This window comes from Azospirillum sp. TSH100, from assembly GCF_004923295.1.
Lineage (GTDB): Bacteria > Pseudomonadota > Alphaproteobacteria > Azospirillales > Azospirillaceae > Azospirillum.
The window spans coordinates 911,249-926,669 of record NZ_CP039635.1 but is presented as its reverse complement, the minus strand read 5'-3'; the positions used below and the strand labels follow the sequence as shown (position 1 = coordinate 926,669).

Annotated in this window: 14 protein-coding genes; 5 read left to right on the top strand and 9 right to left on the bottom strand. The window is 66.3% G+C overall.

The genetic code is table 11. The features are described from left to right. Positions 1 to 35 precede the first annotated feature (35 nt). The 5 genes from E6C72_RS16745 to E6C72_RS16725 all read right to left on the bottom strand — a co-directional run bounded on the left by E6C72_RS16745 (position 36) and on the right by E6C72_RS16725 (position 5,826). Positions 36 to 1,049, bottom strand: a complete 1,014-nt coding sequence (locus tag E6C72_RS16745) for a peptide ABC transporter ATP-binding protein (RefSeq protein ID WP_109865287.1) — start codon at positions 1,047 to 1,049, stop codon at positions 36 to 38. Then, positions 1,049 to 2,038, bottom strand: coding sequence for an ABC transporter ATP-binding protein (locus E6C72_RS16740; RefSeq protein WP_109865286.1), 990 nt, complete (start codon positions 2,036 to 2,038; stop codon positions 1,049 to 1,051). The genes E6C72_RS16745 and E6C72_RS16740 overlap by 1 nt, the downstream gene beginning before the upstream one ends. 4 nt (positions 2,039 to 2,042) lie before the next feature. Beyond that, positions 2,043 to 2,966, bottom strand: a complete 924-nt coding sequence (locus E6C72_RS16735) for an ABC transporter permease subunit (RefSeq protein ID WP_109865285.1) — start codon at positions 2,964 to 2,966, stop codon at positions 2,043 to 2,045. A 9-nt stretch (positions 2,967 to 2,975) separates the two neighbouring features. Beyond that, positions 2,976 to 3,986 carry an ABC transporter permease subunit gene (locus E6C72_RS16730; RefSeq protein WP_109865284.1) on the bottom strand — a complete coding sequence of 337 codons (1,011 nt, stop codon included), beginning with the start codon at positions 3,984 to 3,986 and terminating at the stop codon, positions 2,976 to 2,978. A 241-nt stretch (positions 3,987 to 4,227) separates the two neighbouring features. Next, a complete protein-coding gene (locus E6C72_RS16725; protein WP_109865283.1) occupies positions 4,228 to 5,826 on the bottom strand; it encodes an ABC transporter substrate-binding protein in 1,599 nt (532 codons plus the stop codon). A 402-nt stretch (positions 5,827 to 6,228) separates the two neighbouring features. Between E6C72_RS16725 and E6C72_RS16720 the strand changes: the two genes are divergently transcribed. Next, the gene (locus tag E6C72_RS16720) at positions 6,229 to 7,179 is read left to right on the top strand and encodes a DMT family transporter (RefSeq protein ID WP_109865298.1); all 951 of its coding nucleotides are present in this window, start codon (positions 6,229 to 6,231) and stop codon (positions 7,177 to 7,179) included. 98 nt (positions 7,180 to 7,277) lie between these two features. After that, on the top strand, positions 7,278 to 8,153 hold the full coding sequence (locus E6C72_RS16715) for a ChbG/HpnK family deacetylase (RefSeq protein WP_109865282.1): 876 nt from the start codon (positions 7,278 to 7,280) through the stop codon (positions 8,151 to 8,153). A 6-nt stretch (positions 8,154 to 8,159) separates the two neighbouring features. Here the strand turns inward: E6C72_RS16715 and E6C72_RS16710 are convergent, their stop codons facing one another. Both E6C72_RS16710 and E6C72_RS16705 read right to left on the bottom strand, forming a co-directional pair. Beyond that, positions 8,160 to 9,794: an AMP-binding protein gene (locus tag E6C72_RS16710; protein ID WP_109865297.1), complete on the bottom strand. Its 1,635-nt coding sequence runs from the start codon at positions 9,792 to 9,794 to the stop codon at positions 8,160 to 8,162. 355 nt (positions 9,795 to 10,149) lie between these two features. Beyond that, positions 10,150 to 10,653: a hypothetical protein gene (locus E6C72_RS16705; RefSeq protein ID WP_042704187.1), complete on the bottom strand. Its 504-nt coding sequence runs from the start codon at positions 10,651 to 10,653 to the stop codon at positions 10,150 to 10,152. Between the two features lie 944 nt (positions 10,654 to 11,597). Between E6C72_RS16705 and E6C72_RS16700 the strand changes: the two genes are divergently transcribed. Then, the gene (locus E6C72_RS16700) at positions 11,598 to 12,401 is read left to right on the top strand and encodes a response regulator (RefSeq protein WP_109865281.1); all 804 of its coding nucleotides are present in this window, start codon (positions 11,598 to 11,600) and stop codon (positions 12,399 to 12,401) included. 25 nt (positions 12,402 to 12,426) lie between these two features. On the opposite strand, the gene purU is transcribed toward E6C72_RS16700, so the two are convergent. Beyond that, positions 12,427 to 13,293, bottom strand: a complete 867-nt coding sequence (purU, locus tag E6C72_RS16695) for a formyltetrahydrofolate deformylase (protein ID WP_109865280.1) — start codon at positions 13,291 to 13,293, stop codon at positions 12,427 to 12,429. A gap of 276 nt (positions 13,294 to 13,569) precedes the next feature. On the opposite strand from purU, the gene E6C72_RS16690 reads away from it, so the two are divergent. After that, positions 13,570 to 13,956: a hypothetical protein gene (locus E6C72_RS16690; protein ID WP_109865279.1), complete on the top strand. Its 387-nt coding sequence runs from the start codon at positions 13,570 to 13,572 to the stop codon at positions 13,954 to 13,956. Positions 13,957 to 14,113: 157 nt separating this feature from the next. Here E6C72_RS16690 and E6C72_RS31800 read toward each other — a convergent pair whose 3' ends face one another. After that, positions 14,114 to 14,281, bottom strand: coding sequence for a hypothetical protein (locus E6C72_RS31800; protein WP_169055213.1), 168 nt, complete (start codon positions 14,279 to 14,281; stop codon positions 14,114 to 14,116). Between the two features lie 257 nt (positions 14,282 to 14,538). Here E6C72_RS31800 and E6C72_RS16685 point away from each other — a divergent pair, with 257 nt between their 5' ends. After that, the gene (locus E6C72_RS16685) at positions 14,539 to 15,381 is read left to right on the top strand and encodes an N-acetylmuramoyl-L-alanine amidase (RefSeq protein WP_109865278.1); all 843 of its coding nucleotides are present in this window, start codon (positions 14,539 to 14,541) and stop codon (positions 15,379 to 15,381) included. Positions 15,382 to 15,421 lie beyond the last annotated feature (40 nt).

The following is a 15,421-nucleotide window of genomic DNA, read 5'->3' as shown; positions in this document are numbered from 1 at the left end:
GCCCGGCCGCCGCAAGGGCGGCCGGGGTCCGCCGGTCAGTCCATCTGTTCGGCGTAATGGCAGGCGACCAGCCGTTCGTCGACCGGACGCAGCGGCGGAACCTCCGCGGCGCAGCGCTCGGTGGCGAAGGGGCAGCGCTTGTGGAAGGCACAGCCCGGCGGCGGGTTCAGCGGCGACGGCAGCTCACCCTTCGGCACCACCCGGTCGACGCGCAGGTCCGGATTCACCCGCGGCGTCGCCGCCAGCAGGATGCGGGTGTAGGGATGGCGCGGCCGGGTGAAGACCACGTCCTTGGCGCCATGCTCCACCGGCTTGCCCAGATACATCACCATCAGGGAATCGGCGATGTGCCGCACCACGCTGAGATCGTGGGAGATGAACAGGTAGGCGAGGTTCAGCTCTTCCTGCAAATCCATCATCAGGTTCAGCACCTGCGCCTGGATCGACACGTCGAGCGCCGACACCGGCTCGTCCGCCACGACGACGCGCGGGTTCAGCATCAGCGCGCGGGCGATCGCGATTCGCTGGCGCTGGCCGCCGGAGAACATATGCGGATAGCGGTCGACCTGGTCGGGACGCAGGCCCACCTTGCCCATCATGGCCACCGCGCGCTCACGCCGCTCATGCTTGTCCATGGCGGTGTTGATGACCAGCGGCTCGGTCAGGATCGATCCCACCGTCTTGCGCGGGTTCAGCGAACCGTAGGGGTTCTGGAAGACCATCTGCACCGTGCGGCGCAGTTCCTTCATCTCGGCAGCGCTGCGCCCGACCACCTCGCGGCAGTCGTAGAGCAGCTCGCCCGAGGTCGGCGGTTCGATCATCGTCACGGCCCGCGCCAGCGTCGACTTGCCGCAGCCCGATTCGCCGACCACCGCCAGCGTCCTGCCCGCCTGGAGACTGAAGGACACGCCGTCCAGCGCCTTCACCGTCGCCATCGGCTTGAAGGCGCCGCGCTTGACGGCATAGTGCTTGCGCAAGTTGCGCGCCTCCAGCACGACCGACCGGTCGGCCGCCGCCTCGAAAACATGGGGTTCGGTCTCGGTGCTCATCACAACGCCTCCCCGGCGGCGAGATGGCCGTCCGGCAGCGGGTAGAAACAGCGGGCCCGCCCGTCGTCCACGTCGAACAGCGCCGGGCGCTCGGCACGGCAGCGGACGTCGGCGAAACGGCAGCGCGGGCTGAACAGGCAGCCGGCCGGCCGGTCGGCGATGCCCGGCACCATGCCGGGAATGGTCGGCAGCCGGCGCTTGCCCAGCGCCCGCTCCGGCAACGCGTCGAGCAGGGCGCCGGTGTAGGGGTGGCGCGGCCGCTCGAACAGCGAATGGACCGGACGCGTCTCCGCCACCTGGCCGGCATACATGACGACGACGCGCTGCGCCGTCTCCGCCACCACGCCCATGTCGTGGGTGATCAGGATCAGCGCCATGCCGCGTTCGCGCTGCAACTGGACCAGCAGGTCGAGGATCTGCTTCTGGATGGTGACGTCCAGCGCGGTCGTCGGCTCGTCCGCCACCAGCAGGCGCGGGTTGCAGGCGATGGCGATGGCGATCATCACGCGCTGGTTCATGCCGCCCGACAGCTGGTGCGGGAAGGCGGACAGGCGGGTTTCCGGCGCCGGGATGCCGACCTGCTCCAGCAGGGCGATGGCACGGTTGCGCAACGCCTTGCCGGACAGCCCCTCATGAACGCGCAGGGTTTCCATGATCTGGAAACCGACGGTGAAGCAGGGGTTCAGGCTGGTCATCGGCTCCTGGAAAACCATGGCGACGTCCTTGCCGGTGATCTTCCGGCGCTGGGCGGCGGGCATGGTCAGCAAGTCGCGGCCGCCGAACATCATCCGGTCGGCGACCACACGGCCGTTGGAGCCGAGAAGCCCCATCACGGCGAGCGAGGTGACGGACTTGCCGGAGCCGGATTCGCCGACGATGCCGACGACCTCGCCTTCGTCCACGGTCAGGTCGATGCCATCCACCGCGCGGAAGGTGCCGGCGCGGGTGGTGAACTCGACCGACAGGTTCTTGATGTCGAGAAGAGGCATGAGGTCAACGTTTCAGCTTGGGGTCGAGCGCGTCGCGAAGACCGTCGCCCAACAGATTGAAGGCCAGCACGGTCACCAGGATGGCGATGCCGGGCCAGGTCACGACCCAGGGCGCGCGCTGAAGGAACTGCAGCGAGGAGGCCAGCATGGTGCCCCATTCCGGCGTCGGCGGCTGCGCGCCGAGGCCGAGGAAACCCAGGGCGGCCGCGTCCAGGATGGCGGTGGAGAAGCCGAGGGTCGCCTGCACGATCAGCGGGGCGACGCAGTTGGGCAGCACCACGATCAGCATCAGGCGCAGCGGCCCGGCCCCGGCGACGCGCGAGGCGACGACATAGTCCTTGTTCACCTCCGCCAGCACGGCGGCGCGGGTCAGGCGGGCATAATGCGGGATCACCACCACCGACACCGCCAGCATGGCGTTCACCAGCCCCGGCCCGAGGATGGCGGCCACCACCACGGCCAGCAGCAGCGACGGCAATGCCAGCAGGATGTCCATGGCGCGCATGATCAGCACGTCGGCCATCCCGCCGAAGAAGCCGGCGACCAGCCCCAACCCCAGCCCGACGGCCAGCGACAGGGTGACGACGATCATGCCGATCATCATCGACAGGCGCGCGCCGTACATCAGGCGGGACAGCATGTCGCGGCCGATGTCGTCGGTGCCGAGGATGAAGCTCCAGCTTCCGCCCTCCTGCCAGACCGGCGGAGTGAGGATCGCTTCGCGATACTGGATGTCGGGATCATGCGGGGCGATGACGCCGGCGAAGATGGCGATCAGCGCGATCAGCGCGATGACGACCAGACCGCCGAGCGCGCCCTTGTTCTGCTTGAAATGATACCAGAACTCGGTCAGCGGATGCGGCGGGCGCGACACGGCGACCGGCTCCGGAGCGGCGGGTTCTGCGTTGGTGGAGATTTCAGTGGACATGGATTGGCCTCACCGCGCGTGACGGATGCGGGGGTTGAGGACGCCGTACAGCACGTCCACCAGCAGGTTGACCAGGATCACCGAGGTGGCGATCAGCAGGACCCCGCCCTGCAAGGCCGGATAGTCGCGGCGGTTGATCGATTCGATCAGCCATTTGCCGACCCCCGGCCAGGAGAAGATGGTTTCCGTCAGGATGGCGCCGCCCAGCAGCGTGCCGACCTGAAGGCCGATGACGGTCACCACCGGGATCAGCGCGTTGCGCAGCGCGTGCATGCCGATGACCCGTCCGTCGGCCAGCCCCTTGGCGCGGGCGGTGCGGATGTAATCCTCGCCCAGCACCTCCAGCATGGCCGAGCGCGTCATGCGCGCCACCACGGCCAGCGGCACGGTGCCCAGCACGATGGTCGGCAGGATCAGGTGCGACAGCGCCGAGCGGAAGGCGTCGTATTCGCCGGCCATCAGCGTGTCGATCAGCATGAAGCCGGTCGCCGGCTCCACGTAATAGACCAGGTCCAGACGGCCCGACACCGGGGTCCAGCCCAGTGCCACCGAGAAGAACAGGATCAGCAGCAGGCCCCACCAGAAGATCGGCATCGAATAGCCGGTCAGGCTGGCGCCCATCACGCCATGGTCGAACAGCGAGCCGCGCTTCACCGCCGCCAGGATGCCGGCCGGCAGCCCCACGAGCGTCGCGAACAGCATGGCGCACAGCGCCAGTTCGAGCGTCGCCGGGAACAGCGTCAGGAATTCGCTGAGAACCGAATTGTGGGTGATCAGCGACAGGCCGAAATCACCGTGCAGCACGTTGCTGACATAATCGAGGAACTGCTGCCAGAGCGCCCGGTCCAGGCCCATCTCATGGCGCAGTTCGGCCAGCCGTTCAGGCGCGATGCCTCTCTCGCCGGTGCGCACCTCGATGGGGTCACCGGGAACCAGCCGGATCAGGATGAAGGTCAGAAAGGTGATGCCGAGAAAAGTCGGAATCACCAAGCTCACCCGCGTCAGGATGAAGCGAAGCATCGACGGGCACTCATTTTTTTAAAACTGCGGTGAAAACTGGAACGGAGCGCTGGCCCGGCAGAAAACCGCTTGGCAACGCTCCGTTCCGTCAAGGGCACCTGCCCCAACTCCAACCCCTCCTCCAGCTCTCGCGGAGAAGGGCATGCCACTCGTTCCGGTCAGATGGAGGCATCGCGATGCATGGCCCCACCTTGTACATCTCTCCGCCGCACCCCCGGCTTGCGCCGGAGGTGCGTTTCGATCACTTCAGGTCGACGCCGTCGAAGCGATGGATGCCGAACGGATCCATCTTGTAGCCGACGACGTTCTTGGCGAGGCCCATGTAAACCACCGAATGGGCGATGGTGTACCACGGAGCCTCTTCCTTGAAGATCACCTGGGCCTGTTCGTACAGCTTGGTGCGCGCGGCGATGTCGGTGGTGCGCTTGGCCTGGACGACGAGGTCGTCGAACTCCTTGTTGCACCACTTCGACAGGTTGTTGCCGCCCGGACGGGCCGCCTCGCAACCCAGCAGGGTGTAGAGGAAGTTGTCCGGATCGCCGTTGTCACCGGTCCAGCCGAGCATGCCCATCTGGTGCTCGCCCTGCTGCATGCGCTTGCGGTACTCACCCCACTCGTACTGCACGATCTTCGCCTTGATGCCGACCTTGGCGAGATCGGCCTGCATCATCTCGGCGATGCGCTTGGCGTTGGGGTTGTACGGGCGCTGCACCGGCATCGCCCACAGGTCGGTCTCGAAGCCGTTCGGGTAGCCGGCATCGGCCAACAGCTTCTTCGCCCGCTCGACGTCGTACGGATAGTCCTCGATCGAGTCGTTGTACGACCACATGGTCGGCGGGATCGGGTTCTTGGCCGGGACGCCGGCGGCCTGATAGACCGCGGAGACCATCGCCTTCTTGTCCATCGCCATGCTGACGGCGCGGCGGACGCGAACGTCGTCGAACGGCTTCTTGGTCACGTTGAAGGAGACGTAACCGACGTTCAGGCCTTCCTGCTCCTGAACGACGATCGAGCTGTCCTTCTTCATGCCGTCGATATCGGCCGGATTCGGGTACGGCATCACCTGGCATTCGTTGGCCTTCAGCTTGGCCAGACGAACCGCCGCATCGGGCGTGATCGCGAAGACGAGATTGTCGAGCGGCTGCTTGCCGCCCCAATACTGCTCGAACGCCTTGTAGCGGACGACGGCGTCCTTCTGGTAGGCGACGAACTGGAAGGGACCGGTGCCGACCGGAACCTGGTCAAGCTTCTCCGGCGTGCCCTTCTTCAGCAGCATGGCGCCGTATTCGGCGGACATGATCGGGGCGAACGGCATGGCGAGGTTGGCCAGGAACGGCGCCTCAACCGCGTTCAGCGTGAACCTGACCGTCAGGTCGTCGACCTTCTCGATCGACTTCAACAGCTTGGGCATCGCCATGTCGTTGAAGTAGTCGTAGGCGCCGCCCGACACCTTGTGGAAGGGATGGTCAGGCTTCCACTGGCGCTCGAACGAGAAGATGACGTCGTCGGCATTCGCGTCGCGGGTCGGCTTGAAATCGCCGACGCTGTGCCACTTGGCACCGGCACGCAGCTTGAAGGTGTAGACCAGCCCGTCGTCGGAAATGGTCCAGGACTCCGCCAGGCCGGGAACGACCTTGGTGCCGCCATGCTCGAACTGGACGAGATTGTTGTAGACCGGGAGGGCAACGTCGAAGCTGGTGCCGGTCGTATTCAACATGGGGTTGAAGTTTTCGGGGCTACCCTCGGAGCAATAAACAAGGGTCTTCGCCGCCTGGGCCGGCGCCGACAGCGCCAGCGCCGCGGCCATACCAAGCCCGGCACCCAGCAGGATGCGCTTCATTCGTCTTGCCTCCCGATTCCGGTTGGAGCGTATGGAAATTTGCCAGAACGCTTTTGGAAATAGCGTCGCCATTTGGCGCGTGCCAAAGCCCCCTGTCAACGCCTACATGCATACGTGGCTATACCGTGGCGCAGAGCACAATTCGTGGCGCCAATACGTCCGTATGGATACATTTTCGGCCCCAAAAACGAAACAGTTGCAAAGCCAACCATCCGGTTGACCGAATCGACAGGTCGCTAACCCTGCGAATCAGGTTGTCCGGGCGGATGGTTATCGGCTTGCGCGCATGCGTCCGGCGGCGGACTGCTGCCATGCACACCCACCGTGAAGGCGGCTTCGGCAAGCCATGCTAGGCTGGGTTTCACCTGTGATGGAACCCTTTTTTTGGAACCCGGCCCGGCGATGTCCTTTCCGCTCCTGCCGTCCTTCCTGCGGACCGGCCCGCTGGCCGCCTATGGCCTCTATCTCGTCGGATCGGCGCTGCTGGCCTCAAACCCGGTGGTCGGCCGGGCGGTGGCGCATGTGGTGCCACCGATCGGGCTGGCCTTCTGGCGCTGGCTGATCGCCTTTCTGATCGTGCTGCCTTTCGCCCTGCCCGGCCTTTTGACCCATCGCGGCCAGTTGAAGGCGCAATGGCGGCGTTACCTGTTGCTGGGCGTGCTGGGTCAGGGGATTTCGGGCGCCATTGTCTATTACGGGCTGGAGCGGACCAGTGCCACCAACGCCAGCCTGATCTATGCCACCAGTCCGGCGATGATCCTGGCGCTGGCCGCCGTCTGGCTGGGCGACGCCATCCGGCCGCGGCAGATTCTCGGAATCCTGCTGGCGATGGCCGGCGTGCTGGTGATCCTGACCCGCGGCGATCTCGACGCCTTGCGCCACCTGTCCTTCAATTCCGGCGACTTGCTGGTGCTGACCGGGGCGGTGTCGTGGTCGGTCTACACCATCCTGCTGCGGCAATCGGGCACACCCCTGCCGGTGGTTACCGCCTTTGCCGCCAATGCGTTGTCCGGCGTGCTGGTGCTGGCGCCCTTCTACGCGTGGGAAACCATGGCGGTGCGGCCGGTCCCCTTCTCGGCCTCCACCATCCTGTCGATCGCCGCGGTGGCGCTGTTCGCCTCCGTCCTGGCACTGCTTGCCTACCAGAAGACCATCGCGTTGATGGGGGCGGCACGCGCCTCCACCGCGCTCTACGTGTCGCCGCTGTGGGCGGCGCTGGCCTCCTGGGTGCTGCTGGCGGAGCCGTTGCAGGGCTTCCATCTGATGGGAGTGATGCTGGTGCTGCCCGGGGTGATGCTGGCGACCCTGCACAGCCGAAAGCCGGTGGCGAAGCCGACGGCCGACGCGGCCTGACCGGTATCGCTTGCCGGTATCGCTTGCCAGTATCGCTTGATCGCCACCGGCCGCCCTCCCATCTTGGCCGGACAGTCGCCACCCGCACCCGTCCGGTCATGCCCGATACCGACCCCACCCCACTGCTGCTCTGTGCCGACGATTACGGACTGGCGCCGGGCGTCAACGCCGCAATCCGCGACCTGATCGCCGGGGGCCGGCTGACCGCGACCTCGGTCATGAGCCTCTGCCCGCATTGGCGCGGCGGAGCCGACTCGTTGCGGGAACTGAGGGACAAGGCCGATGTCGGGCTGCACTTCACCCTGACCGACCAGCCGCCGCTGGGCGCCATGCCGACACTGGCGCCGGGCGGGCGGCTGCCGCCGCTGGGGCGGCTGATGGGCTGGGCCTATCGTGGAAAACTGAACGGTGGGGCGGCTCGAGTGGAGATCCGGGACGAACTGTCGCGCCAGATCGACGCCTTCACCGACGCCTGGGGCGGACCGCCCGACTATATCGACGGCCACCAGCACATCCATCAGCTGCCCGGCGTCCGCGAGGCGGTGGTGGAGGCGCTGGGCGCCTTGCCCGGATCCCCCTCTGGCCCCTATGTCCGCCTGTGCGGCGAGCCGATTACGGCGGTGCTGCGCCGCGGCGTGGCTGTGCCGAAGACCCTGCTGATCGGCGGGCTGGGCGGCGGGCTGAGGCGCATGGTGCGGGCGCACGGCATCCCGGCCAACGACCGTTTCGCCGGGGTCTACGACTTCGCCGGCAGCCGGCCCTTCGCGGACCTGATGCCCCGCTTCCTCGATGGGATCGGCGGCCGCACCCTGGTTATGGTCCACCCCGGCCTGCCCGACGAGGCGTTGCGCCGCGTCGACACGCTGGTCGAGCCGCGGCGCGCCGAATACGACTATCTGCGCGGGCCGGAGTTCGCCGCGCTCCTGGAGGCGCGCAACATCCGGCTGACCCGCTTCGCCGGCTTTCCCCGGTAGGGGCGGTCAGTCGGCGTCGTCCGGCTGCCATGCGCGGCGGCGCAGTTTGAAGCGCTGGACCTTGCCGGTTTCCGTCCGCGGCAGCGCATCGAGGAACTCCACCGCGCGGGGGTACTTGTAGGGCGCGATGTGCTCCTTGACGAAGGCTTGCAGTTCCTCCGCCAGACGCTCGTCGGGACGGACGTCGTCACGCAGCACGACGAAGGCCTTGGGGATGGTGCCGCGCACGGGATCGGGGGCGGCGATCACCGCGCATTCCTGCACCGCCTCGTGGCTCAGCAGGATATTCTCGACCTCCAGGCCGGAGATCTTGTAGCCGGCGGAGACGATCAGGTCGTCGGTGCGGGCGTGGTACCAGAAGAAGCCGTCCTCATCGACATGGAAGGCGTCGCCGGTCAGGTTCCAGCCCTGCTGGACATAGCTTTCCTGGCGCGGGTCGTCGAGATAGAGACAGCCGGTCGCTCCGCGCACCGCCAGCCGGCCGACCTGACCGGGCGGCAGCCGGCGGAACTGGTCGTCGACCACCATCGCCTCGTAGCCCGGCACCGGCTTGCCGGTGGAGCCCGGCCGGACGTCGCCCGGAACGGCGTGCAACACGGCGTTCAGAAGTTCGGTGGTGCCCAGGCTGTCGAGGATCTCCAGCCCGGTGGCGTCGCGCCAGCCCTCGAAGGTCTGCTGCGGCAAGGGTTCGCCGGCGGACACGCAGAGCCGGAGCGAGGACACGCCCCTGGCCAGCGCCGGGTCGGCGGCCATGCGGCCGATCATGCCGCGATAGACGGTGGGCACGGTGAACATCACCGTCGCCCGGTGGCGGGTGACCGCGTCCAGCAACCGGTCGGCGGTACCACGTTCCAGCAGGATCACCGAGGCGCCGATGCGCAAGGGGAACAGCAGAAGCCCGCCCAACCCGTAGGCGAAGGCCAGCGTCGGCGAGCCGCAGAACACGTCGTCGGCCGTCGTGCCCAGAACGGAGCGCGGCGACAGGTCGGAAATCGCCAGCAGATGGCGGTGCAGATGGGCCGCCGCCTTTGGCGTGCCGGTGGTGCCGGAGGTGAAGGCGATCAGCGCGACATCGTCCTGCGCCGTGTCGGCGGCCTGGAAGCCGGGCGGCTTGGTGGCGATCCGGTGTTCGAGTTCGCCGTCGCGGAAACCGACGATGCGCAGCGACGGCAGCGCCGCCTCTTCCAGATCGTCTAGGAAATGGGTGTCGCACAGCGCCATGTCGATGGCGGCGCGCTTCAGCACGTCGGCCAGTTCTGGGGCGCGCAGCAGCGGCATGGTCGGCACCAGCACGCCGCCGGCCTTGATCACCGCCAGCCAGCAGGCGGCCAGCATCGGCGTGTTGGGGCCGCGCAGCAGGACGCGGTTGCCGGTGACCAGCCCGTAATCCTCGGTCAGGACGCGGGCGATGCGGTCGACGGTGTCGCGCATCCGGCCATAGCTCCACACCTCGCCGTCGCCGCCGATCAGGCAGGGGCGCCCATCCCAGCCGCGCTCGCGCCAGCCGTCGATCAGCACGGAGACGGCGTTGAGCCGCTGCGGATATTGGAGTTCGGGGCGTTCGAGAATCAGGTCGGGGCGCTGCGACGGCGCCGGCAGCCGGTCGCGGGTGAAGCTGTCCAGATGTCCCGATGGCGTCATGCGCGCTGCTGCCTCCCCCCGTTGCAGGATGGGAAGACCGGGGCCGGCGTGATCGGTGGGCGGACCCGGCCGCCACACGCGCGGTTCAGACACGGCCATGCCATCGGCCGGCGCGAATGCGCATCCCTTCATGGGCAATGCTCCATCTCCCCCCGCAGAGGACGCATGAACACGCCTCCGTCTTATCTTTTATGCTCCGACTATAGTGCCAGGGGGCGCAAGTGAGCCATGCAACGAACGAATGGTGGGTGCACCATCAATCGCCATTCGTGCCGGGACAAGTGACTGAAAACACCTGTTTTTCGTTGGTAAGACGCATGATTTGGAACGAAAGTACGGGTCGGCGTACCGATCGTCAGCCGTTCTGGAGATAAAGATCGATCTCGCCCTGCTCCATCACATGGGCGGTGCCGTGGATGATCCCGTTGGCGACCTGGATGATGCGGTGGATCATCGCGACGGAAGTCTGGCAGTCCATCCGCAACTTGTCGGGATCGCCGCTGTCGATGTCGGTGCCGATCCGCTCCAGCGTGTGGGCGATCACCTGATGGGCCTGGGCGATGGTGTCCTCGAAGGGACGGAGGAACTTGGACGGCACATGGCCATAGGCCTCGATCGCCAGTTCCTTGTCGGAGAAACCGCTGTCGCGGAAATGCTCGGCATAGCTCTTGGGCTGCCAGATGCGGCATTCCTCGAGCATGTCCGGCATGTCCGGAATCATCTCGATCAGCATCACGATTTCGTTGAAGTGATTGAGATAGTCGGTCGCCAGCAGCGTCTTCTCGGAGATGTTCGTGCCGCGCACGCGCTCCCGCCACCGGGCGAAGTCGGCCAGCTCATCCGGCGGAATGCCGTCCATCAGGGACCGATCCAACTCTTGGTCTTCCATGCACAAACCCGGACCCGATGCGGCAGCCAACGCGAAACCCGGGCCGGCACCGTTCCGCCGGCCTTCACAACGGATGGTGCGCCCGAAGACGCCGGACTCCAACCGTGTGCCGATGTCCTTAACGTTGGATTAAACGCGTTGCAAGCACCGCCTTGTGAAAGTCCCCGATTGACAGGACGGAGACGGCGACAGGCTCATTATCTTGACAGATATCTGGACAGAGAAAAAATCGCCGCCCGCACCGGCCGCGTGATGTCGCGGCGGCGCTTGGGCGGCGATCAGGATTGGCGGTTCAGGGAGGAATCACACCATGCCCGCTTCAACACGGTCCCCATGGGTTGGTTCCCATGCCTGGCGCTTGGTTTTTCCTTGGTTTGGCACCAGTCGATCGGAGAGCCGGCCGGCGGAAAAGAAAAACGCGCCGGCCTGGGGGATGGCCGGCGCGCACGAGGATCGGGAACACTCGCCTCGCCCTCACACGGCAGTTGCGTGGCAAATACCGGAGGGCAAAGACAGAGTATGCTTGTAAGTCTTTCAGAACAGTTAAGCCTCCCCCTCCGCCACCCCCTATGACTTGCAGGTCATAGGCAAGCCGCAAGGTCCGCCAAGCCATGTCAGGCCGTGTTTCATATTATGCATACTGAGTAATCCTTTGAAGGTATCTCGAATAAATCTTTCGGGTTCACTCCCGTTAGGCCGTGGACTGCGCCATATGAATTCGACCGTTGCAGCCCGGGATGCGTCAGTCTGCTGATCGAGGCAGCGTCGACGGCGCAGCCATCTTCGCCAGGACAGGCAGCCCTGAAAGAGGCGGCCCGGACGAGATCGAGTTGCACCGGCCGTCTCCGGGCTTCCGGAACGGCACATCGGGTGGATGCCAGGAACACGCGCCGCAGAAAGGCACGGGGAGAGAGATGGAGCAGTACACCGGTCACTTCATGCAGCATTTGCCCTACCTGCGCCGCTATGCCCGCGCGCTGACCGGGACGAACGGGCGGGGGGACAGTTTGGTGACCCGCACCCTGGAATGGTATCTGGAGGCGGACGAGGCGGAGACCGGCCGCGGCGGCGACATCTCGCGCGGCACGCTCTATCGCCATCTGAACAAGCTGCAGGACGAAGAGGGCTCGCCGCCCGTGGTGGCGCCCTACCATCCGGTCGAATCGGCGCTGATGACGCTGGATGAGATCGATCGCCGGCTCTACCTGCTGGTCAATCTGGAGGATCTGCCGGTCGGCGATGCCGCCGCCGTGCTGGCCCTCGCTCCGGAGGACGCGGTGGAACGGCTGACCCACGCCCGCGAGCGGGTCCGCGCCCGGCTGACCGCCACCATCCTGATCGTCGAGGACGACGCCATCATCGCCTATGATCTGGCGGAGACGGTGCGCGGCATGGGCCACATCGTCTGCGGCAACGCGGCGACGATGGACGAGGCGCTGTCGCTGGCCGCCGAACACCGGCCGACGCTGGCCCTGATGGACATCCGGCTGGCCGACGGCGACAACGGACTGGAGGTGGCACGCGAACTGCGGGCCCGGCGGTTCCTGCCGGTGATCTTCGTCACCGCCTTCCCCGACGATCTGGCCAAGCATGGGCTGGAGCATCTGGGCCCGGTGATCCCGAAGCCCTTCACCCGCGACCAGATCGAACAGGCGATCACCCGCGCGGTGTTCATGCCGCAACCGGAAGACGCCCGCGAGACGGCGCAGCCCCACTGAGGGGCTGCGCCGCGGGCCGATGGGTTCAGCGGAAGACCACCGTCTTGTTGCCGTTCAGCAGCACGCGATGCTCCACGTGGTAGCGGACGGCACGGGCCAGAACGATGTTCTCGATGTCACGCCCGATGGCCACCAGGTCGTCGGGCGTCATCGTATGGTCGACACGCTCCGCCTCCTGCTCGATGATCGGGCCTTCGTCGAGGTTGGAGGTGACGTAGTGCGCGGTGGCGCCGATCAGTTTCACGCCACGGGCATGGGCCTGGTGATAGGGCTTGGCGCCCTTGAAGCTGGGCAGGAAGCTGTGGTGGATGTTGATGACCCGGCCGGCCATCCGCTCGCACAGCGCGCCCGACAGCACCTGCATGTAACGGGCGAGGACGACGAGGTCGACTTTCTCCTCATCCACAATCTCCAGCAGGCGGGCTTCCTGCTGCGCCTTGTTGTCGGAGCCGACCGGCAGATGGTGAAACGGGATGTTGTGCCACGCCGCCAGCTGGTAGAAGTCGCGGTGGTTGGAGACGATGGCCGGGATTTCGATCGGCAGGTAGCCGGTGCGGTAGCGGTAAAGCAGGTCGTTCAGGCAGTGACCGAACTTCGATACCATGATCAGCACGCGGGGACGGCGGCGGGAATCATGGATCTTCCAGGTCATGCCGAAGCGTTCCGCCACCTGCGCGGCGAAATCGGCCTCCAGCTGCTGCTTCGTCGGCCCGGCCGGATTGCCGTTGAAGCTGACGCGCATGAAGAACAGCCCGGAGATGCGGTCGCCGAACTGGGCGCTGTCGATGATGTTGCAGCTCCGCTCCGCCAGGAAGCCGGACACCGCGAAGACGATGCCGACGGTGTCGGGGCAGGAAACGGTGAGGATATAGTCGGAGCCGGTCTCAGACATCGCGCGTCCACCATGACGTACAGCAAGAAAAGGGGGAGGCTTCCGTAGCACGAACGCCGTCATGTTGCACCCGCTTGATGTGCGGATCGGCACATGGCTGTATCGTCAAGCGGGATTGACCCCGACAGCGGACGATTCACACCACTCTGGCATCCGCGGGCAGGCGGTGCGAAAATGGCGCAGGGCCGGACCGGCCGGCTGACGTTTGGCGCCCGGCTTCACGCTTCAAGCGGTCGTGCTTGAACCGGTCACACTCTAAGCGAGGCGGGATCACCAATGGCATCCGGCGGCAAGATCATCGGCGAATACGCCAAAGGCAAGGTCGACAAGCTGATGACGGCCGACGCCGCCGACAGCAGCCGCAGCCAGCGCATCCGTCATTTCCTGGAAAACATGGATGCCGCGATCCTGGAGGCCAACTGCGAAGTCATCGGCCGCGAGTTGCCCAACCTGAACCGCGACACCTTCCTGCGCATGGCGGTGCGGGTGGCCGAACTGCGCGCCGACTACATCCGCGCCGGCCTGAAGATGTCCGAATCCCGGCACCCGACCCCCGCCGCGGTCAGCGACCTTGCCCGCCTGCGCGCGGCGTACGAGGAGATGCTGGCGGTCTATGAGGCGGCCGAACGGGTGATCGAGCGCGGATACGCGAAGCTGGGGTGAGACCAGAGGGGGCTCCGTCTCCACCCGGAAACAAAATCCCCCTTCCCCGCGATCCTGCGGAAAAGGGGGCGACCGATCCGTCACAGAAATTCAGGGGCGACCGGCGCAAAAGACGCGGGCCCAGAGCACACCAGCCGGCCACAGCCGGCAGCCGGGATCAAACGTCCTGGAAATGCTCCAGCTCACGACGCAGGCTGGTGGCCTCCTGCCGCAGTCCGACGATCCGGCGGGCGTCAGGACTCGGTTGCTGTTCCTCGCGTTCGAGCTTGTCCTCGATCTCGCGCTGCTCTTGCCGGATGATGTTGAACAGGGCTTTCCTCAACATCGACACCTCCCGAGCTGATCGCTAAAATTTTAGCGCTTTTCCACTCTGCCTTCAAGCAACCAATGACGTCTGTCGAATCCTCGCCGGGTCAAGTCTGCCCCGGTTACCGACCGCCCACAAATATTCAGAAACGGTAATCTGCCCGGCCTTGACAATACTTTTGCGCCACCGCATTGGTTAATGATTCAGGCTAGATGAACGGAGTGCGCGGCTTGGTGCCGCAGCCCTCCCTCCTTTGCAGCACGGTATTTTTGGCCATGGATCGACGACAGCTGCTTGGGCTCGGGCTTAGCAAGCTTTGGTTAACCGCCTTCGGCACGGCGGGGCTCGCACTGGCGCAACCGTTGGGGGCAGCCGGCGCCCTGGCGGCGGACAGGCGGCCGGACCGCAAGCCGGCCGGCGGCACTTCGTCGCGGCCGCGGCTGGTGATGCTCGATCCCGGCCATGGCGGCAACGATCCCGGCGCCATCGGCACCCGCGGCACCTTCGAGAAGGAGGTGACGCTCGACATCGCCCGCGACGTGGCGCGCATCCTGGCGGAACGGCATGGTCTGGCCGTGAAGCTGACCCGCCGCGACGACCGGTTCCTGGCGCTGGACGACCGGGTGGCGCTGACGCGCGAGGCCGGAGCCGACCTGTTCGTGTCGATCCACGCCGACAGCGCCCCCAACGCCGAGGCCCGCGGCCTGTCGGCCTACATCCTGTCGGAAAAGGCATCGGACTCCTTCGCTTCGCGCCTTGCCCAGCAGGAAAACCAGGCCGACCGCTTCGGCAAGCCGGGGGCGGTCGGCGGCGGCCGGATCGTCAAGGACATCCTGATGGACCTGACGGCGCGCCACACCCGCCATGCCTCGCTGGCGGCCCGCCAGATCCTGGTGGAGGGAGCCGGGAAGGAGCTGCGCCTTCTGGAAAACCCGATGCGCTCCGCCAATTTCGCCGTGCTGAAGGCGCCGGACGTGCCGTCGGTGCTGGTGGAGACCGGTTTCCTGTCCAACCCCAGGGACGAGGAAATCCTCCGCGACGCGACCGCCCGGCGGGTGGTTTCCCGCGTCCTGGCGCGTGAAATCGCCGGCGTGCTGTCCAGCCCAGCTTTCGCCTGATTTCGCCCCGAGACTGTGGGAAGCGCCGTGACGACGCTTC